The 19,016-nt window shown below is 68.3% G+C and carries 16 protein-coding genes; 6 read left to right on the top strand and 10 right to left on the bottom strand.

Annotated elements, in window-relative coordinates; translation table 11 throughout:
• Window positions 1–290: 290 nt before the first annotated feature.
• Entirely contained in the window at window positions 291–1,469 is a 1,179-nt protein-coding gene (locus LGN10_RS12785) for a branched-chain amino acid ABC transporter substrate-binding protein (protein WP_264163137.1), read from the top strand.
• A gap of 319 nt (window positions 1,470–1,788) precedes the next feature.
• Complete coding sequence (locus tag LGN10_RS12780) at window positions 1,789–3,099, top strand: MFS transporter (RefSeq protein ID WP_059582122.1); 1,311 nt, start codon at window positions 1,789–1,791, stop codon at window positions 3,097–3,099.
• 113 nt (window positions 3,100–3,212) lie between these two features.
• Here the strand turns inward: LGN10_RS12780 and LGN10_RS12775 are convergent, their stop codons facing one another.
• From LGN10_RS12775 to garD, 4 genes are all read right to left on the bottom strand, one after another.
• Window positions 3,213–3,650, bottom strand: a complete 438-nt coding sequence (locus LGN10_RS12775) for a DoxX family protein (protein WP_059582218.1) — start codon at window positions 3,648–3,650, stop codon at window positions 3,213–3,215.
• Between the two features lie 188 nt (window positions 3,651–3,838).
• The gene (locus LGN10_RS12770; protein ID WP_059582119.1) at window positions 3,839–4,294 is read right to left on the bottom strand and encodes an RbsD/FucU family protein; all 456 of its coding nucleotides are present in this window, start codon (window positions 4,292–4,294) and stop codon (window positions 3,839–3,841) included.
• 78 nt (window positions 4,295–4,372) lie between these two features.
• A complete protein-coding gene (locus LGN10_RS12765; protein ID WP_059582116.1) occupies window positions 4,373–4,765 on the bottom strand; it encodes a nuclear transport factor 2 family protein in 393 nt (130 codons plus the stop codon).
• 181 nt (window positions 4,766–4,946) lie between these two features.
• On the bottom strand, window positions 4,947–6,500 hold the full coding sequence (gene garD, locus LGN10_RS12760) for a galactarate dehydratase (protein WP_059582114.1): 1,554 nt from the start codon (window positions 6,498–6,500) through the stop codon (window positions 4,947–4,949).
• 228 nt (window positions 6,501–6,728) lie between these two features.
• On the opposite strand from garD, the gene kdgD reads away from it, so the two are divergent.
• Window positions 6,729–7,643, top strand: a complete 915-nt coding sequence (gene kdgD / locus LGN10_RS12755; RefSeq protein WP_059582111.1) for a 5-dehydro-4-deoxyglucarate dehydratase — start codon at window positions 6,729–6,731, stop codon at window positions 7,641–7,643.
• Window positions 7,644–7,759: 116 nt separating this feature from the next.
• Here the strand turns inward: kdgD and LGN10_RS12750 are convergent, their stop codons facing one another.
• A complete protein-coding gene (locus LGN10_RS12750) occupies window positions 7,760–8,314 on the bottom strand; it encodes a hypothetical protein (RefSeq protein WP_059582110.1) in 555 nt (184 codons plus the stop codon).
• A gap of 191 nt (window positions 8,315–8,505) precedes the next feature.
• Entirely contained in the window at window positions 8,506–10,083 is a 1,578-nt protein-coding gene (locus tag LGN10_RS12745; protein WP_226223680.1) for an aldehyde dehydrogenase (NADP(+)), read from the bottom strand.
• A gap of 248 nt (window positions 10,084–10,331) precedes the next feature.
• Between LGN10_RS12745 and LGN10_RS12740 the strand changes: the two genes are divergently transcribed.
• Window positions 10,332–11,720, top strand: a complete 1,389-nt coding sequence (locus LGN10_RS12740) for an MFS transporter (RefSeq protein WP_226223679.1) — start codon at window positions 10,332–10,334, stop codon at window positions 11,718–11,720.
• Window positions 11,721–11,783: 63 nt separating this feature from the next.
• Here LGN10_RS12740 and LGN10_RS12735 read toward each other — a convergent pair whose 3' ends face one another.
• Both LGN10_RS12735 and LGN10_RS12730 read right to left on the bottom strand, forming a co-directional pair.
• On the bottom strand, window positions 11,784–12,509 hold the full coding sequence (locus LGN10_RS12735) for a site-2 protease family protein (protein ID WP_226223677.1): 726 nt from the start codon (window positions 12,507–12,509) through the stop codon (window positions 11,784–11,786).
• A complete protein-coding gene (locus tag LGN10_RS12730) occupies window positions 12,506–13,459 on the bottom strand; it encodes a DUF2167 domain-containing protein (RefSeq protein WP_226223675.1) in 954 nt (317 codons plus the stop codon). The genes LGN10_RS12735 and LGN10_RS12730 overlap by 4 nt, the downstream gene beginning before the upstream one ends.
• 264 nt (window positions 13,460–13,723) lie before the next feature.
• On the opposite strand from LGN10_RS12730, the gene LGN10_RS12725 reads away from it, so the two are divergent.
• Both LGN10_RS12725 and LGN10_RS12720 read left to right on the top strand, forming a co-directional pair.
• Entirely contained in the window at window positions 13,724–14,572 is an 849-nt protein-coding gene (locus LGN10_RS12725; protein ID WP_226223674.1) for a helix-turn-helix domain-containing protein, read from the top strand.
• 531 nt (window positions 14,573–15,103) lie between these two features.
• Window positions 15,104–16,831: a YadA family autotransporter adhesin gene (locus LGN10_RS12720; RefSeq protein ID WP_226223672.1), complete on the top strand. Its 1,728-nt coding sequence runs from the start codon at window positions 15,104–15,106 to the stop codon at window positions 16,829–16,831.
• A gap of 87 nt (window positions 16,832–16,918) precedes the next feature.
• On the opposite strand, the gene LGN10_RS12715 is transcribed toward LGN10_RS12720, so the two are convergent.
• Window positions 16,919–18,130, bottom strand: coding sequence for an acyl-CoA dehydrogenase family protein (locus LGN10_RS12715; protein WP_226223665.1), 1,212 nt, complete (start codon window positions 18,128–18,130; stop codon window positions 16,919–16,921).
• Entirely contained in the window at window positions 18,127–18,969 is an 843-nt protein-coding gene (locus LGN10_RS12710; RefSeq protein WP_226223659.1) for a hypothetical protein, read from the bottom strand. Before LGN10_RS12710 ends, LGN10_RS12715 begins: the two co-directional genes overlap by 4 nt.
• Between the last annotated feature and the right edge of the window lie 47 nt (window positions 18,970–19,016).

Genomic DNA, 19,016 nt, shown 5'->3' with positions numbered 1-19,016 from the left:
CGCATTCGCCATGACGATTTCGGCATATATCAGGGTAATCGACGATATGCCGATATCGTCGCCGGCCACGCATCGAACGCGCAAGACGCCCGTATTTTCGTTACCTAGACTTCGCTTCACGGTCGCGAGACGACCTCCCGCCGCTGCCGCAATCGGCATGCACGCTCGCCGCATCCACGGTCGCGCACGCCGATTCCGGCACAGCCTGCGCAGCAGGCGGCACGCCTGCATGGCCCGCGCATCGGCTTGCGGACCGAACCGTCTCGCCCGGTTTACCGGCGCCGGCCCGCATGCCGGCGGCGGCCCAACCACGCCATCAAGGGGAAGTGAAAGTGAAGCTGAAGGTATCGAACGTCGCGCTGGCCGCTGCCTGCGCACTGTCGGGCGCGCACGCCGTCGCCGCCGACGTCGTCAAGATCGGTTTCGCCGCGCCGCTGACCGGCCCGCAGTCGAATTACGGCACGGACATGCAGAAGGGCGTGCAACTCGCGATCGCCGATTTCAACGCGACGCATCCGACGATCGGCGGCAAGCCCGTCACGTTCCAGCTCGACTCGCAGGACGACCAGGCCGACCCGCGCACCGGCACGACCGTCGCGCAGCGGCTGATCGACGGCAACGTCCGCGGGATCATCGGCCACTTCAACTCCGGCACGAGCATTCCCGCGTCCGACCTGTACGATCGCGCGGGGCTGCCGCAGATCTCGATGGCGACGTCGCCGCAATACACGGCGCGCGGCTACAAGACGACCTACCGGCTGCTGACGAGCGACGCGCAGGCCGGCCGCATCGTCGGCACGTACGCGGTGAAGACGCTGCGCTTCAAGCGCATCGCGATCATCGACGACCGCACGGCCTACGGCCAGGGCATCGCCGACGAATTCGCGAAGGCCGTGGAAGCGGCGGGCGGCACGATCGTCAAGCGCGACTTCACGAACGACAAGGCGCTCGATTTCTCGGCGATCCTGACCAACCTGAAGGGCGTGAATCCGGACGCGGTGTTCTACGGCGGCGGCGACGCGCAATCGTCGCCGATGATCCGCAAGATGCGCCAACTCGGGATGAAGTCGGCGTTCGTGACGGGCGAGATGTCGCGCTCGCCGACGTTCCTGAAGGTCGGCGGCGACGCGGCCGAAGGCGCGATCGTCTACATGGGCGGGCTGCCGAAGGAAAAGATGCCGGGCTTCTCCGGCTACGCGGCACGCTACAAGGCGCGGTTCAACGAAGACGTGATCACGTACTCGCCGTACTCGTACGACGGCACGATCGCGCTGCTCACCGCGATGAAGGACGCGAACTCGACCGATCCGAAGGTGTATACGCCGTATCTCGGCAAGGTGTCGATCAAGGGCGTGTCGGCGCCCAGCATCGCGTACGACGCGAAGGGCGACCTGAAGGATGCGCCGGTGACGATCTACAAGGTCGAGCGCGGCGCGTTCAAGCCGGTCGATACGATCGCCGGCAACTGATCCGCGAGGCCCTGCCCCGCGCGGCGCGCCAGCGGCTCACCGGCCGCCCGCGCCGCGCGCGCTTCGGCGGCATGGTCCGAAGCCCGTTCCCGGGCGCACGCCCGCGCGCAGGCATTTCGCGCTCCTGTAGAATCCCCCCACCCGCTTTGACGCTTCGTCCGCGCCGCGCCCCATCCTGGTGCGGCGGCACGTGTTTCGCGCCTCACCCGGCACGCGGCACGCCTCGACGACGCAAGCCGCGCCTTGCCAGTCCATGCCGAAAAGCGGGCCCTGGAGACGCAGCACCGACAACTACATTCGAAAACCGATCGTCCTGACCATGCAAGCTTCCGAATTGAGCGGCGTGCCTCGCGCCGCCGAACGCGCGCTCACGCGCAGCGACTACAAGACCCTTGGCCTTGCCGCACTCGGCGGCGCCCTCGAGTTCTACGACTTCATCATCTTCGTGTTCTTCGCGCCGGCGATAGGACAACTCTTCTTCCCGCATGACATTCCCGACTGGCTGCGCCAGTTGCAGACGTTCGGCATCTTCGCGGCCGGCTATCTCGCGCGCCCGCTCGGCGGCGTGATCATGGCGCACTTCGGCGACCTGTTCGGCCGCAAGCGCATGTTTACGCTGAGCGTGCTGATGATGTCGGTGCCGACGCTGCTGATGGGCCTGCTGCCGACCTACGACACGATCGGCATCCTCGCGCCGGTGTTGCTGCTGCTGTTCCGCGTGCTGCAGGGCGCGGCGGTGGGCGGCGAAGTGCCCGGCGCGTGGGTGTTCGTGTCCGAGCACGTGCCGTCGCGCCATATCGGCTATGCATGCGGCACGCTGACCGCGGGCCTCACGGCCGGCATCCTGCTCGGCTCGCTCGTCGCGGCCGGCATCAACAGCCGCTACTCCGCGGCGGAAGTCGGCGCGTTCGCGTGGCGGATCCCGTTCCTGCTCGGCGGCGTGTTCGGGCTGTTCTCCGTGTACCTGCGCCGCTGGCTGCATGAAACGCCGGTGTTCGCCGAGATGAAGGCGAAGAAGGCGCTCGCGGCCGAGATTCCGCTGAAGGCGGTGCTGCGCGACCACGGCCGCGCGGTGATCGTGTCGATGCTGCTCACGTGGATGCTGTCGGCCGCGATCGTCGTCGTGATCCTGATGACGCCCGCACTGCTGCAAAAGCAGTTCCACCTGTCGCCCGCGACGACGCTGTTCGCGAACAGCGTCGCGACGCTGTGCCTGACGGCCGGCTGCATCACCGCCGGCTCGCTCGCGGGCTGGATCGGCGCGAAGCGCGTGCTCGCGATCGGCGGCATCGGGCTGGCCGCGTGCTATTACCTGCTGTTCGCGCAGGTCGCGGCCGATGCGTCGACGCTGCCGCTCTACTACGGGATCGCGGGCTTCATGGTCGGCACGATCGGCGCGGTGCCGTTCGTGATGGTCAAGAGCTTCCCGGCCGTCGTGCGCTTCTCGGGCATCTCGTTCTCGTACAACGTCGCGTATGCGATCTTCGGCGGCCTCACGCCGGTGATCGTGTCGCTGATGATGAAGTCGAATCCGCTCGCACCGGTCGTGTACGTCGCGGCGATCTGCGTGCTCGGCGCGATCGCGGTGCAATTCTCGAAGGATGCGAAGGACGTGAAGGACGCACGCTGAACGTCGGCGCGCATGCGCCGGCCGGATGAACGAAGGGCCGAATCCCGCGGCGTGCGGGATTCGGCCCTTTTGATTTGCGTCGGCGTAGCGGCGACGGCGCAGGCGTGCTCAGTTCAACGCAGCACGCCGTACGACGAACTCGGCCGACGCAGCGCGTCGATGCTCGCGCCGCCGGCGCCGGTGACGAACAGCAGCAGGAAACCGCCCGCGATCGCGACGTTCTTCCAGAAGTGAATCACCATGTCGTGCTGGACGGCGGCGCTCGTCGCGTCCCAGAAATTGTGCCCGACCATCGCGGTCGCGATCGTGTAGACCGCCATCAGCAACGCGAGCGGCCGTACCTTGTAGCCGACGATCAGCAGCAGGCCGCCCAGCCCCTCGATCGCGACGACGATCGGCGCGACGACCTGTTGATAAGGCACGTTCATCCCGTGCAGATACGCGACGAAGTCGCTGTAGCCAAGCAGCTTCATGATGCCGCCCCACAAGAACAACGCCGCCAGCGCCAGGCGCGCGAAAAAAATGACGCCGGAATCGACGGTACGCGTCATGCCTTTCTCCTCGTATGCAATTCGGCCGTCCGCGCCGGGCGCGCCCGGGCGGTTCGGCGCCGCGCGGCCCGGCAGGGCGCGCGGCAAATGGGCCAGCATAGAGGGTCTTTTCGCGGTGTCCAAGAGCTTGTAGCAAATCTTTACAACGCGGCGGCCGCGCCGGCAGCCCGGCGCGATGAAAAACGCGTTTAGCCCGCGTCGCTCAACAACACGCCTTTCTTGAAGATGAAGCAGCCGTAGCCGCGCGTTTCGCCGGTGACGATCACTGCGTACGCCTGCTGCGCGCGCTCGTAGAACGCGAAACGTTCGACGCCGGCAAGCGGCACCGCGCGCCCTTCCGCGCGGTCGATCTCGGCCTGCACTTCGCGCTGCACGGGCGGCACCGCGGCCGCGTCGCCGACGACTTCCATCCGCCATGCGGGCGTGTCGACGAACGTATCGAGCGGCAGCACCGACAGCACGGCGCGCACGACGCGCGCCGAATCGGCGCCGTCGATGCGCAGCGCGCGGCCGACCACCGTGTGCTCCGCGACGGATTCCGCCGGAAAATTCGCATCGCAGATCGCGATTTCGTCACCGTGGCCCATCGCGCGCAGCGTGTGCAGGATGTCGGCGTGCAGCAGCGGGTCGAGATTCTTCAGCATGTCGGTTGTCTCCGGGATCAGGAACGAATCGCATAACGTTACCCGATCCCGGCGGCCGCTGCGCATGTGCCGTTCGCGTCACGCCGCCGCAGCGGGCATTTCGTCGATGAACCCCGTGACCGAAGCGAGGCGGCCCGATGCGTCGACGGTGCCGAAGTCCGAACCCTTCACGATCGCCGCGCCGTCGGGCGACACGAGCGCCCACGAGAACCGCAGGTGCTGGCCGAACGCGTCGACGTCGGTCGTGCGGCGGAAGCGGTACGCGGGGAAGCGTTGTTGCACGGCGGCGATCATCGTGTCGATGCCCGCGTGGCCGTCGCCCGCCATCAGCGGATCGCGATAGGCCGCGTCGCTCGCGTACGTCGCGTCGATCAGCGCACGACGGCGTGCGCCGTCGGGTTCGTTCCACGCGGCGAAGTAGCGGTCGATCAGGTCGGCATGCACGGACGATGCGGATTGAGCGGTGTTCATGGCGAGGCTCCTTGTGTCGGTGGACGATATCGCGAACGTTTCGTGTCCGCGTGCCGCCATCGTCGCCGGTCTCGCGCGGGCGGTCGATTACGCAAGAGGTAAGGAAATCGCGCGTGCGCCATCCCGAAAGAAAACGGGCGCCCGAAGGCGCCCGCATTGCGTACCGTCGCTGCCGCGCGCGTCAGGTCACCGGCGCCGGATTGAACAGCGTCAGCGCATTCGCGAGTTTCCATTGCTCGGCCCACGTGCGGCGCTTGCCGCTCGCGACGTCGAGCATCAGCCGGAACAGTTCCCAGCCCATGTCCTCGATCGTCGCCGTGCCGGTCGCGATCCGCCCCGCATCGAGATCCATCAGGTCGTGCCAGCGGCGCGCGAGATCGCTGCGCGTCGCCACCTTGATCACCGGCACCTGCGCGAGGCCGTACGGCGTGCCGCGGCCGGTCGTGAAGATGTGCAGGTTCATCCCCGCCGCGAGCTGCAGCGTGCCGCAGATGAAATCGCTCGCGGGCGTCGCCGCATACAGCAGCCCCTTCTGCCGTGCACGATCGCCAGGGCGCACGACGCCGGCGATCGGCGCGCTGCCCGACTTCACGATCGATCCCATCGCCTTCTCGACGATGTTCGACAGGCCGCCCTTCTTGTTGCCCGGCGTCGTGTTCGCGCTGCGGTCGACACGGCCGCGCGCCAGATAGCGGTCGTACCAGTCCATCTCGCGAATGATCTCGCGGGCGACCGTCTCGTTCGCCGCGCGCGACGTGAGCTGCGCGACGCCGTCGCGCACTTCGGTCACTTCGGAGAACATGATCGTCGCGCCGGCGCGCACGAGCAGGTCGGCCGCGAAGCCGACCGCCGGGTTCGCGGTGAGCCCCGAGAACGCGTCGCTGCCGCCGCACTGCACGCCGACGACGAGATCCGACGCGGGGCAGGTCTCGCGGCGGCGGCGGTTGAGCCGCTCGAGATGCGATTCGGCCATCTTCATGATCGAGTCGATCATCGAGTTGAAGCCGACGTGCGCGGCGTCCTGCAGGCAGACGACGCCGCCGTTGTCGCTCGCGCCGTCGGCGGCCACCGGAATCGCGCCCGGCGGCAGCAGGCGCTCGGGCTGCAGCTTCTCGCAGCCGAGGCTCACCGTCATCACCTCGCCGCCGAAGTTCGGGTTCAGGCTGATGTTGCGCAGCGTGCGGATCGGGATGTCGGCGTCGGGCGCATCGATCGCGACGCCGCAGCCGTACGTATGTTCGAGCCCGACCACGTCGTCGACGTTCGGGTAGCGCGGCAGCAGTTCGTCCTTGATCCGCTTCACCGCGTGCTCGACGACGCCCGACACGCACTGCACGGTCGTCGTGATCGCGAGGATGTTGCGCGTGCCGACCGAGCCGTCGGCATTGCGGAAACCCTCGAACGTATAGCCTTCGAGCGGCTCGAGCGGCGGCGCGGCGCGCGTGGCGAGCGGCAGGTCGTCGAGCCCCGGCGGCTCGGGCATGCGCATCGTGCGCTCGTTGACCCAGCTGCCGCGCCGCAGGTCGGTCAGCGCATAGCCGATCACCACGTTGTAGCGAATGACCGGGTCGCCGGCCGCGAGGTCGACGAGCGCGACCTTGTGACCCTGCGGCACGCCTTCGCGCAGCGTCAGCCCGTCGGCGAACGTCGCGCCTTCGGGCAAACCGCCGTCGTTGACGACGATCGCGACGTTGTCGTCCGCATGCACGCGGATGTAGAGAGGGGAAGCAGTCATCGGAATTCCTGGAAGCAGTCTGCGATATCGTTAGTCATCATATGACATTCAACCGCATTCCACGATGCTACGTAAACCCTTATCCGGAAAGACCCTACTCTTTGCCAGTCAGCAAACCGCTTGCGCCGCGCTTTCTTGCGTTGTACGATGACATACAACGACATCGCCACTTCGGCTCGTATGCCGTTCCCGACGAACCAGCACTCGCGCTAGACGGACGACCCAACCATGACTTCACCGCAAGAACTCAAACAGATCATCTCCCACGGCCTGCTGTCGTTTCCGCTGACGGATTTCGACGCCGACGGCAGCTTCCGTCCGTCCACCTATGCCGAGCGTCTCGAATGGCTGGCGCCTTATGGCGCGAGCGCGCTGTTCGCGGCCGGCGGCACCGGCGAATTCTTCTCGCTCACGCAGCGCGAGTACTCGGACGTGATCCGCGTCGCGACGGAAACCTGCAAGGGCAAGGTGCCGATCCTCGCCGGTGCGGGCGGCGCGACGCGCGTCGCGATCGAATATGCGCAGGAAGCCGAGCGCCTCGGCGCGAGCGGCGTGCTGCTGATGCCGCACTACCTGACCGAAGCCAGCCAGGAAGGGATCGCCGAGCACGTCGAGCAGGTCTGCCGCGCGCTGAAGATCGGCGTGGTGGTGTACAACCGCGCGAATTCGAAGCTGAATGCGGACATGCTCGAGCGCCTCGCCGACCGTTGCCCGAACCTGATCGGCTTCAAGGACGGCGTCGGCGAAATCGAAAGCATGGTCACCATCCGCCGTCGCCTCGGCGATCGTTTCGCGTACCTCGGCGGCCTGCCGACGGCCGAAGTCTATGCGGCCGCGTACAAGGCGCTCGGCGTGCCGGTGTACTCGTCGGCGGTGTTCAACTTCATCCCGAAGACGGCGATGGCTTTCTACGAAGCGATCGCGAAGGACGACCACGAAACGGTCGGCCGCCTGATCGACGAGTTCTTCCTGCCGTACCTGAAGATCCGCAATCGCCGCGCAGGCTATGCGGTCAGCATCGTGAAGGCCGGCGCGAAGCTCGTCGGCCACGACGCGGGCCCGGTGCGCGCACCGCTCGTCGACCTGACAGACGAAGAGGCGGCCGAGCTCGACGTGCTGATCAAGAAGATGGGCCCGCAGTAAGCGGGGTTCGCCGGCGGCGCGGGCCCTTCATCGGCACGGCGCGCCGGCTCCCGCGCTGATCCGTATCCGTATCACGCGATGGCCGCGCGGCTCGACGAGCCGGCGCGGCCATTCCATTACATCTGCGCGATCGCGCCGATGATCCGCTGGCGCACGCCGGCGAGCGTGCGCTGCGTCTCGTCGATCCCCTTGCGCGCGGCAACCGGCCGGCCGCGCGCCGGCGACTCGGCGCCCACGATCTGTTCCAGCACGTCGCGGTCGACGACCGCATCGAAGAATCGCCCGACCGTGAACATCGCGTACTGCTTCGCGGTCGCGAGATGCGTGTTGGCCTGCGTGAGCGCGTCGGCGCGCTGCGCGCCGTTCGGCCCGTCGATGCTGCGGCGGTGCTTCAGCGCGAACACCACCGCCTCCATGTCGTACCTGAAACGCTCGACGGCCCTGCCGAAGATCAACGAATGCGGATCGGAGCCCGCGACGGGTCGCCCCTGGTTGATCGTCACGTCGAATTCGCTGCCGCCCAGCTCGCGCTGCAGCGCGAACAGCGCGTCGGCCAGCACGCGCCCTTCGCTGTATTCGCCGATCTGGGTACGGACCGATTTCGCGACGTCGCCGATCGCTTTCCACAACCCGGCCGCGAACAGGTGGTCGCCACGCTTGCTGATATTCATCGGATGGTTCCTCGTTGGTCTTGTGATCTCTCAGGCTCGCCCGCGGGCCGAACGGCCCGGGGCTTCGCTACTGTAGGAGAATTGCCGGCGACAGGAAAGCCACCCCGAAAAAAAGCGGAGACGGCCACCGGCCGCCTCCGCTTTCGTCCATCCGGCAAGCAGCCCGGCGTTCCCGCCGGACCGCCGCCACGTCACTCGGCCTTGCCGTCCCGCAGCCGCGGAATCGCGAGCGGATTGCCTTCCTGCAGCGCTTCGGGCAGCAGGTCGTCCGGGAAATCCTGATAGCACACGGGCCGCAGGAAACGCTCGATCGCGGTCGCGCCGACCGACGTGACGGCCGGGTTTGACGTCGCGGGGAACGGCCCGCCGTGCACCATCGCGTCGCACACCTCGACGCCGGTCGGGTAGCCGTTGACCAGCAGGCGCCCGGCCTTGCGTTCGAGGATCGGCAGCAGCCGGCGCGCGAGCGGCTTGTCGTCGGCGTCGATTTGCAGCGTGGCCGTCAACTGGCCTTCGAGCGCGTCGAGCACGCGCGCGACTTCGTCGAGATCGCGGCAGCGCACGATCAGCGACGCCGGCCCGAACACTTCGTGGCCGAACGCCGGCTCGGCCAGGAACGCCTGCGCGCCGACTTCGTACAGCGCGCCGCCGGCCTGGCAGTGACTCTGCGCGGCCTCGCCCGCGCCGATTTCGCGCACGCCCGGCAGTTCGGCCAGCTTGCCGCGCCCGTTGCGGTACGCATCGGCAATGCCCGGCGTGAGCATCACGCCGGCCGGCTTCTTCGCGAGCGCCTGCGCGGCGGCCGTCTCGAAGCGGTCGAGATCGGGGCCGTCGATCGCGAGCACGAGGCCCGGATTGGTGCAGAACTGGCCGACGCCGAGCGTCAGCGAATCGACGAAGCCCGTCGCGATCGCGTCGCCGCGCGCGGCCAGCGCGGCCGGGAACAGCACGACGGGGTTGATGCTGCTCATTTCCGCATAGACCGGAATCGGCTGCGGACGCGCGTTCGCAAGCTGCACGAGCGCCATCCCGCCCTGCCGCGAACCGGTGAAACCGACGGCCTGGATCGCCGGATGGCTGACCAGCGCCGCGCCGGTCACGCGGCCGGGGCCGATCAGCAGCGAGAACACGCCGGCCGGCATGCCGGTTTTCTCGACGGCGGCGCGGATCGCGCGGCCGACCAGCTCGGACGTGCCGAGATGCGCTTCATGGGCTTTCACGATCACCGGGCAGCCGGCCGCGAGCGCCGACGCGGTGTCGCCACCGGCCACCGAGAACGCGAGCGGGAAATTGCTCGCGCCGAACACGGCGACGGGCCCCAGCGCGACCTTCTGCAGGCGCAGGTCGGAGCGCGGCAGCGGCGTGCGCGCGGGCTGCGCGGGGTCGATCGACGCGGCAAGGAAGCGCCCGTCACGCACGACGCGTGCGAACAGCCGAAGTTGGCCGACGGTGCGGCCGCGCTCGCCCTGCAGCCGCGCGACGGGCAGCCCCGTTTCGGCATGCGCGCGCTCGATCAGCGCGTCGCCGAGCGCGACGATTTCATCGGCGATCGCTTCGAGAAACGCCGCGCGGGCCGCGAGCGGCTGCGTGCGGTACGCATCGAACGCGTCGCGTGCGAGCTCGCACGCGCGGTCGACGTCGGCCTGCGTCGCGACGCCGAACGCCGGGGCCTCGATCGGCGCGCCCTTCGTCGGATCGAACGCGTGCAAGGTGCCGGCCGAGCCGGCCACCGCTTCGGCGCCGATCAGCATCTCTCCTGTCAGTTGCATGGGGTGTGCTCCGTGGTTCGGGAATGGATAGCGCATTGTAGCGCAACAGATACGATGTCTGCCGACATCATGACATCGTTCACGCCGCCTGCGAAGGCGCCGACGATACACTCCGCCGGCCTTGTCCGGCCAGCGAATCACGACTTTCCCACATTGTGACGAGGCCTTCAGAGGGAAAACCCGAGGTTTCTGAATTCGGCCATCGTCAATAAACTTTCGGCCATGTCATACGACGACGTACATTTAAAGTGAACAATCAGACCTCCCCTCGCGATCTTCCGCTCGATCTCGCGCGCACCGCGCGCCGGACCGCCGTGCGCTACTGGATCCTGGCGATGCTGTTCGTCGTCACGACGCTCAACTATGCGGACCGCGCGACGCTGTCGATCACCGGCACGCCGATCCGCAAGGCGTTCGGCATCGACCCGGTGACGATGGGCTACATCTTTTCGGCGTTCAGCTGGGCGTACGTGCTCGCGCAACTGCCGAGCGGCTGGCTGCTCGACCGCTTCGGCGCGCGGCGCGTGTATGCGGCGAGCATCTTCCTGTGGTCGGCGTTCACGCTGCTGCAGAGCACGATCGGCCTCGGCGGCAGCGCCGCGTTCGCGGTCGCCGCGCTGTTCGCGATGCGCTTCGCGGTCGGCATCGCGGAGGCCCCCGCGTTTCCGGCGAACGCGAAGGTCGTCGCGAGCTGGTTCCCGACCGCCGAGCGCGGCACCGCGTCGGCGATCTTCAACGCCGCGCAGTACTTCGCGGCCGTGGTGTTCTCGCCGCTGATGGCCTGGCTCACGCATGCGTACGGCTGGCACCAGGTGTACCTGTGGCTCGGCGTGGCCGGCATCGCGCTCGCGTTCCTGTGGCTGCGTGTCGTGAAGGACCCGGCCGACCATCCGGCCGTGAACCGCGCGGAACTCGACCATATCGAGCAGGGCGGCGGGCTCGTGCGGTCGAGCGGCCAGCCCGCCGGCGCGCGCGGCGGCGGCGCTTCCGAAGGCAGCCGCGTGGCGGGCTGGTACTACGTGCGCCAGTTGCTGTCGAACCGGATGCTGATCGGCGTGTACCTCGGCCAGTACTGCGTGAACGTGCTCACGTACTTCTTCCTCACCTGGTTCCCGATCTACCTCGTGCAGGCGCGCGGGATGTCGCTGCTGAAGGCCGGCTTCATGACGTCGCTGCCGGCGATCTGCGGGTTCCTCGGCGGCGTGCTCGGCGGGATGCTGTCGGATGCGCTGATCCGCCGCGGCGTCTCGCTGACGCTCGCGCGCAAGATCCCGATCGTCGGCGGGATGGCGCTGTCGATGGCGATCATCGGCTGCAACTACGTCGACAGCGAAGCGCTGGTGATCACGCTGATGGCCGTGTCGTTCTTCGGGAAGGGGATCGGCTCGCTCGGCTGGGCCGTCGTCGCGGATACCGCGCCGAAGGAAGCGATCGGCCTGTCGGGCAGCCTGTTCAACATGTTCGGCAACACGGCGGGCATCGTCGCGCCGATCGCGATCGGCTATCTCGTCGGCGCGAGCGGCTCGTTCAACGGCGCACTCGTGTTCGTCGGGCTGAACGCGCTCGTCACCGTGTTCAGCTATCTCGTGATCGTGAAGGACATCAGGCGCGTCGAACTGCGTCATCGCGACGCGTGAGGCTCGACCTCGGGAAAGAGGCGGCCGCGTAACAGCGGCCGCCGTTTTTGCATCGGATCGACGTCAGGTCGACGCGTGCACGACGCGCAGCATGTCGTGCACGCCGGACGTCATCAGCGCGAGGAACGCGACCAGGCCGACGTAGCAGAGCGCGTAGGTCGTCTTCGTCTCGATCGACGTCGCGTAGTACACGCGGTTCTCCGGCGCGTCGGGATCGTAGCGCCACGCGCGCTTCAACTGCGGCAGCGCGAGGATCGCCATCACGATCAGCAGCGGGCTCGGCCGATACGCGAACAGCGCGATCAACACCGGTACGCCCGCGAACCAGATGCGCGGCGACAGCACCGCGGTGATCCGCCCACCGTCGAACGGCGACAGCGGAATCATGTTGAACAGATTGAGGAAGAAACCCGTGTACGACAGCGCGAGCAGCAGGTTGCTGTCGGTGTGGCGCGCGGCCGCGTAGCAGGCCAGCGCGCCGAGCGTGCCGACGAACGGCCCGGCAAGGCCGACGTACGCTTCCGTTTCCGCGTCGTGCGGCATCGCCTTCAACTCGATCCACGCGCCGACGAACGGGATGAAGGTCGGCAGCCCGACGTCGAGCCCGCGCCGCTGCGCGGCGACGTAGTGGCCGGCTTCGTGCACCAGCAGCAACGCGACGAAACCGGCCGCGAAGCGCCAGCCGTAGAACAGCGCGTAGACCGCGATCGACGCGAGCATCGTGCCGGCCGATACGAGCACCTTGCCGAGCTTCAGGCCGCCGAAGATCAGCAGCAACAGCTTCGTCATTCCTTGCGCTCCGTGGCGACTGCGTCGGTTGCGTCGGCGACGGCCGGCACCGCGGCCGCCTTCGGCTTGCGCCCGAAGAAACGCTTGAGCGCCGCGCCGCCGGCCAGCAGCGCGACCGCGCCGACCTTGAAGAACTTCACCGCGAACGCGCCGATCAGCGCGAGCAGCCCGAGCTTCTTCGCGCCGACGCCGACGATCAGCGCCGCGAGCCCGTACTCGGCGACGTGGTCGGTCGACTGGTTGAAGTCGGCGTAACGCTTGCCGTCGTTGAAGCGGATGTTCGACAGCAGCGCGTCGGCCGATGCCTTGTACTTCGGCAGGTCGGCGAGCGTCGACGCCATCGTCAGCGACAGGTAGCCGTCGCGGCCGAGCACGAGCGTCCGGTAGTTCACGCCGTCGGTCCCCGCATTCGGCGCCGCGCCCTTGTCGCGGATGATCGCGGACCACACGAGCCGGTGCGTGGCCGCGTCGTACGCGGGCGCCTTCGCCCAGCCGACCACCTCGGTTTCGGGCAGGCCGCGCGCCTTGCGCGCCGGGTTGTTTTCCTCGGTGCCGGCCTGCAGGCTTTTCAGCAGCTCGTCGGGCTTCCAGTCCTTCGCGTCGTCGTCGCGGATGTAGCCGCTCGGCTCGAACGACACGACCGAGATCCAGTCGGCGTCCGGATCGTCGGGCAGCACGAGGCCGACCAGCTTCGATTCGTCGATCGCGTTGCCCATCGAGCGCAGGTAGCGGCCGGCTTCGGCGGCCGGCACGAACGACTCGCCGGCCTTCAGCTTCAGCACGGCTTCGTGTTTCACGTCGATGTCGGTCGGCCCCTTCACGACCGCTTCGTTGGCGGCCGCGGCGGCGGCCCTCATTTCGACCTGCGCGGCTTCGGTCTGCGCGTGGCCGCTGGTCGCGGCGAGGGCGAGTGTCGCCACGCAGGCGAGCCGGACGGCAAGTTTTTTCATTGTTGGATTCCCCTGGAATGCCTTGTTGTCGATGTGCGCGGCGTCCGGCCCTGGCATCGTGGCCGCGGGTCCGGCGCCGCCTCTCAGGTGGCACGGGGGCTATGGTAACGCAGCGGCGCGACGCGCCAGGGAGCGAAATGCGGGGCGGGCGGGAGGCCACGGTGACAGCCGGCGGAATCGACTCAAGCGGCGAAGCACGCCGGTCTGGAATGCTTACCTGCCGGGTAATGCCCGACGCGCGCAGGATTGCCTATCATCTCCACCATGAACTCGACCGCCGCCCTCCATTCGCTTCCCCCGTCCGCCGGCCGCGTATCCGGCATCGGCCCGCTGCTGCGCACGTGGCGTCAACGCAGGCGCTTGAGCCAGATGGCGCTCGCGCTGGAGGCGGACGTATCCGCGCGACACCTGAGCTTCGTCGAATCGGGCCGCGCGCAGCCGAGCCGCGAGATGGTGCTGCACCTCGCGGAGCGCCTCGACGTGCCGCTGCGCGAACGCAATGCGCTGCTCGTCGCGGCCGGCTATGCACCGCTGTTTCGCGAGCGGCCGTTCTCCGATCCGCAGCTCGATGCCGCGCGCCACGCGGTCGAAGCCGTGCTGCGCGGCCACGAGCCCTACCCCGCGCTTGCGGTGGATCGCCACTGGACGCTGCTTGCCGCGAACCGGATGCTCGGCGCGCTGGTCGCGCAGGCGGATCCGGCGCTGCTGCAGCCGCCCGTGAATGTGTTGCGGCTGAGCCTGCATCCCGACGGTCTCGCCTCGCGAATCGTCAACTGGCACGAATGGCGCGCGCATATCCTGCATCGGCTGCAGCGGCAGATCGACGCGAGCGGCGACCGCACGCTGCATGCGCTGCGCGACGAGCTCGCCGCGTATCCGGCGCCGCCGGGCCAGCCCGACGATTCGCACGAGCGCAGCGATTTCGCGGATATCGCGGTGCCGCTGCGGCTACGCACGGCGAACGGCGAGCTGACCTTCTTCAGCACGACGACGGTATTCGGCACGCCGGTCGACGTGACGCTGTCGGAACTCGCGATCGAGGCGTTCTTTCCGGCGAACCCGGAAACGGTGGACGCGATGCGGGCGCTGGCGGACGCGTTGCCGGCGCAGTGACGCGCCGACAACGCAGCGCGTCGCACGGATCCCGTCTTCATGTGGACCACCGGCAAGCGCAGGCCGGTGCCGCCGCCGGCGCGAGCACATGCATCAGGCAGCGTCGCCGCCTCCTCTTCCTCGCCAGCGAGCGCGTGATCGTCGGCAACCCGGCTGCCCGGCGCCGGTGATCGCTCACTGCCTCATCACACCCCCACTCGACGAATGTCTGCCGAAGCATAGCGTTCAGCCGCCGCGGCAAACATGCGCACGACTCGAATCCATCAAAATGCGTCGTCGCGATCCGGACTTCGGATTCGCGAAGTTTTGACACAGCCGTGACGGAAACAAGCAAGTCGCCGTAATCCGCGCCCGGCTCCCGTCGCGTCGAGACCGGAGAACGTTAAACATCGTTAGTAGACCTTTCATTTTGACAGATCGAAAAATCGATATCCGTCACGAAAGAGACACGAACGAATCGATGCAACCGGGATGGCGGGCGGGGACCATGCAAGCCACAACACGATTTTTACATCGAGCTCAGGAAAACGAATGAACACGCATCATCAAGGGTTGGGAAATTCCGTACAACGCGCACCGCGCACATCGAAGGTCGCGCTTGCCGTCACGGTCAGCGCAGCCGTGGCCGCATTTGCCGCTTCCGCGCCCGCGCGAGCCGACTATGTGCAGAACGGCACTTCGACCGAAACGTCCGCGGGCTGCGTCGGCAACATCGCCATTTCGGGCAGCAGCACGTATCCGGCCGCGGCAACCGGCTGCGACAACATCGCGATCGGCACGGCGGCCGTCGCGAATTCGGGCTCGTCGACCGGCGCCTATAGCGAGACCGTCGCGATCGGCCGCATGGCGGCCGCGACCGGTACGTTCGCGACGGCCGTCGGCGGAAACGCCGTGGCGACCGGCGACCAGGCGACGGCGATCGGAACGGCTTCGAGCGCAGTCGGCACTCAGGCAACGGCGGTCGGCAACGGCGCCATCGCGAACGGCGCCACGGCGTCCGCCTTCGGTCAGGGCGCATTCGCCGTCGACCAGTCGACCGCGGTCGGGCAAGGCGCGAGCGCCACCGCGACGTTCTCGACGGCCGTGGGCAAGGGCAGCATTGCCGCAGGCGGTACGGCTCTCGGCTTCCAGGCCAATGCCGGCGCGGCCGATGCGGTCGCGCTCGGTGTCGACAGCTCGGCATCCGCGACCGGCAGCGTCGCCATTGCCCGTGCGACGGCCTCCGCCGTGAACGCGGTCGCCATCGGCGAAGGGGCGAACGCCGCCGACGCGAACTCCGTCGCGCTGGGCGCGAACGCGACCACGCGCGCCTATACGACCGTCAACAGCGTGGCGCTCAACGGCGTGACCTACAGCGGCTTCGCGGGCACGCCGGTCGGGGTGGTCAGCGTCGGCAGCGCGGGTGCCGAGCGTCAGATCGTCAACGTCGCGGCTGGCGCCATCAGCGCGACCAGCACCGATGCGGTGAACGGCTCGCAGCTCTTCTCGATCGCCAATCAGGTGTCGACGCTGACGGCGAACCTGGCCAATCTCACGACGACCGTCGGCAAGATCTCGTCGAGCGTCCCGGGCGGCACGGTGACGAACCCGACCGACACCGCGATCGGCACGAATACGTCGGTCACCGCGACGAACGGCACCGCGGTCGGCAACGGCTCGAACGTCTCGGGCGACAACGGTACGGCTGTCGGCGTCAACGCCACGGTCACCGCGACGAACGGAACGGCCATTGGCACGAATTCGAAAGTCACGGCGGCGAACGGAACGGCGATCGGCACGGGCTCGAACGTATCCGGCACGGATTCGACCGCGATCGGCACGAACAGCCGGGCCACCGCGAACAACGCGGTGGCGCTGGGCGCGAATTCGGTTGCCGATCGGGACAACACGGTGTCGATCGGTTCGCCCGGCGCCGAGCGTCAGTTGACCAACGTGGCGGACGGCACCGCGCCGACGGATGGTGTGAACGTGCGCCAGTTGAACGGTGCGATCAACTCCGTCCGCGAGGAAATGTCGAAGTACCGCAAGGACGCGAATGCGGGCACGGCCAGCGCGATCGCCATGGCGAACCTGCCGCAAGCCGTGCTGCCTGGCGAAAAGGTGGTCGCGCTCGGCGGCGGCACGTACGGCGGTCAAAGCGCAATGGCGGTCGGCCTGTCCGTCGCGACGACGAAATGGCTCGTCAAAGGCTCGGTCACGACAGCGGTGTCGGGTCACGGCTCGTTCGGCGCCGGCGCGGGCGTCGGCTACCGCTGGTAATCGGCCTGCGGCAACAACGCGTCAGGACGCAGTTCCTGACGCCGGGCGGTCAGCCATTGGCGTCACGGCGCAGATGGCTGACCGCCGTCACGTATAGAGCGACGCCGGCGGCAACTCGCCCGTCAGCGCGAACCGCCCAACGTCGCGCAGCCGGTAGTCGAGCGGATCGTGCAGCGTATGCGTGCGCGCGTTTCGCCAGAAGCGGTCGAGGCCGAGCGACGCGGCCGTCGCGCGTGCGCCGCACGCGTCGAACAGCGCTTCGCCGTTGTCGAGCGCCGCGCGCTGCGCGACGATCTTCGCTTCCGATACCGCGAGCGCGACTTCGGCGCGTTCGTCGGCCGTCAGCGCATCCTGCCGCGCCCATGCGTGCTGCAACGCGACGGCCGCGCGATCGGCCAGCGCCGCCGCGGCGATCGCACGCACACGCATGTCGCCGAAGCGCTGCAGCGTGTACGGATCGTCTTCGGCCCGCTCGACGTCCGAATGAACCCACGGGCGGCCATGCTGCCGCACGTAGTCGCGCGCCTCGGCCAGCGCGCCTTCCGCCAGACCGACGAACAGGTTGGTCAGCACGAGCTGCGACACGAGCGTGCGCAATGTCGCGCGCGGCGTCGGCGGCGCTTCCGAGCGATGCAGCACTTCGTCCGCCGCGAGCGTCACGCCGTCGAAGCGCACGCTGCCGCTGTCGGTCTGGCGCTGGCCGACCGGATCCCAGTCGTCGTTGACCGTGATTCCGGCCCGATCGGTCGGCACCACGCCGAACACGGTGCGGCCGATGGCCGGATCGTGCGCGGACACCGTCATCCGATGCGAGCCGCGCGTGCCGGAACAGAAGCCCTTCACGCCGTCGAGCCGGTAGCCGCCGTCGGGCGTCGCCGTGGCCACGAGCCGCGTGTCGAGCGGATTGACCGCGTTGCCCCACCACCAGCGCCCGTCCACCGTGCCGCGCAGGTAGCGCTCGCGCTGCGCGGCGTTGCCCCATACGTCGACGCTCACCACCTGCAGGCACTGAAAGCCGACGAGATGCGCGAGCGCGCTGTCGACCCGCGCGACCTGCCGGATCACGTCGTAGATCGCCGGCCACGCCGCTTCCTGTCCGCCGAACGCGCGCGGCACCGCGAGCGTCAGCAGGCCCGCGTCGGCGAGCCACTGCTTCTCCCGCGCGGCATGACCGCCCGCGCGGTCGCGCTCGGCGGCGCTCACGCGCAGCGCGTCGATCGCGCGGGCCAGCGCAGCGCGGTCGACGGCCGGTGTATCGGTATCCGGCGCCAGCGTCGCCGGGCCGCGTGGATCGTTCATGCGACAGCTTCCTGTTCAACGGTTTCGCCCGACAGCGGTACGAGCGCGCCGAGCCGGCGGCCGGTCAGCCGCGACAGGATCTCGCGCCGCCAGTCGTCGTAGATGGCACGATATTCGGCGATATCCGCGCCGAATACCAGTGCGGTATGCGCGTACTCGTCATGCAGATAGCCGTCGAGCCGCGCCTGGGTTTCCTCGTCGGCCGCGATCACGCGATCGATCAGCGCGTCGCGCTCGGCGGGCGCAAGCGCGTGCAGCGTGTCGAACCACCACTGGACGATCTGCACGCGATGCCATTCCTCATCCGGGCGGATCCGGTTCTCGCCGTGCTCGCGCATCGCGCTGTCGCCGATACGCCCCGTCTTGCGCTGGATCCACAGCTTCGCGAGGATGTGCAGCTCGTAATGCCATTCGAACGCGAGAAAGCCCGCGACGTCGCGCACCGCGATGTCGCCGATGCGCGCCCAGTGCGCGGCGACGAGCCGGTCGACTTCCGGCAGCGGATCGCGCCCGGTGAGTTCGGTTACGCGCTCGCGGCCGATCACCGCGTGTGCGCCGTCGTCGCCGAGCTGGCGCGACAAAATCAGCTGGAAATGCGGATCGTCGTGGAACAGCGTGTCGATCGCCTTCGCGACGACCTGCACGATGAAGAGATCGTGCGACGCCATCTTCGTGTAGTAATCGGCGACGGCGGCCCGTTCGTCGTCGTTGCGCGGCTCGCGCGGCGGCGGCGCGAGTTTGTCGGGGAAGTCCGGACGATGGCGTCGCGCCACCTCCAGAAACAGCGTTTCCTCGAATTGTCCGTTCCATTCGCGCGGCGCGCCGATGGGCAAGGTCATAGGTTTTTTCTCTCAGGATCAGGAATGAAACGAGCGGACGCTCGTGG

It is taken from the genome of Burkholderia sp. AU32262, from assembly GCF_020419985.1.
Taxonomy (GTDB): Bacteria; Pseudomonadota; Gammaproteobacteria; order Burkholderiales; family Burkholderiaceae; genus Burkholderia; species Burkholderia semiarida.
This window is presented reverse-complemented; position numbering and strand designations above follow the sequence as displayed.

What these genes read in the sequence shown, in the direction of transcription:
- LGN10_RS12715 (WP_226223665.1), bottom strand. Translation starts at nt 18,130, where the DNA reads ATGAACGATCCACGCGGCCCGGCGACGCTGGCGCCGGATACCGATACA.
- LGN10_RS12770 (WP_059582119.1), bottom strand. Translation starts at nt 4,294, where the DNA reads ATGCTGAAGAATCTCGACCCGCTGCTGCACGCCGACATCCTGCACACG.
- LGN10_RS12730 (WP_226223675.1), bottom strand. Translation starts at nt 13,459, where the DNA reads ATGAAAAAACTTGCCGTCCGGCTCGCCTGCGTGGCGACACTCGCCCTC.
- LGN10_RS12785 (WP_264163137.1), top strand. Translation starts at nt 291, where the DNA reads ATGCCGGCGGCGGCCCAACCACGCCATCAAGGGGAAGTGAAAGTGAAG.
- LGN10_RS12750 (WP_059582110.1), bottom strand. Translation starts at nt 8,314, where the DNA reads ATGAATATCAGCAAGCGTGGCGACCACCTGTTCGCGGCCGGGTTGTGG.
- LGN10_RS12710 (WP_226223659.1), bottom strand. Translation starts at nt 18,969, where the DNA reads ATGACCTTGCCCATCGGCGCGCCGCGCGAATGGAACGGACAATTCGAG.
- LGN10_RS12765 (WP_059582116.1), bottom strand. Translation starts at nt 4,765, where the DNA reads ATGAACACCGCTCAATCCGCATCGTCCGTGCATGCCGACCTGATCGAC.
- LGN10_RS12775 (WP_059582218.1), bottom strand. Translation starts at nt 3,650, where the DNA reads ATGACGCGTACCGTCGATTCCGGCGTCATTTTTTTCGCGCGCCTGGCG.
- LGN10_RS12735 (WP_226223677.1), bottom strand. Translation starts at nt 12,509, where the DNA reads ATGACGAAGCTGTTGCTGCTGATCTTCGGCGGCCTGAAGCTCGGCAAG.
- LGN10_RS12725 (WP_226223674.1), top strand. Translation starts at nt 13,724, where the DNA reads ATGAACTCGACCGCCGCCCTCCATTCGCTTCCCCCGTCCGCCGGCCGC.
- garD (WP_059582114.1), bottom strand. Translation starts at nt 6,500, where the DNA reads ATGACTGCTTCCCCTCTCTACATCCGCGTGCATGCGGACGACAACGTC.
- kdgD (WP_059582111.1), top strand. Translation starts at nt 6,729, where the DNA reads ATGACTTCACCGCAAGAACTCAAACAGATCATCTCCCACGGCCTGCTG.
- LGN10_RS12720 (WP_226223672.1), top strand. Translation starts at nt 15,104, where the DNA reads ATGAACACGCATCATCAAGGGTTGGGAAATTCCGTACAACGCGCACCG.
- LGN10_RS12745 (WP_226223680.1), bottom strand. Translation starts at nt 10,083, where the DNA reads ATGCAACTGACAGGAGAGATGCTGATCGGCGCCGAAGCGGTGGCCGGC.
- LGN10_RS12780 (WP_059582122.1), top strand. Translation starts at nt 1,789, where the DNA reads ATGCAAGCTTCCGAATTGAGCGGCGTGCCTCGCGCCGCCGAACGCGCG.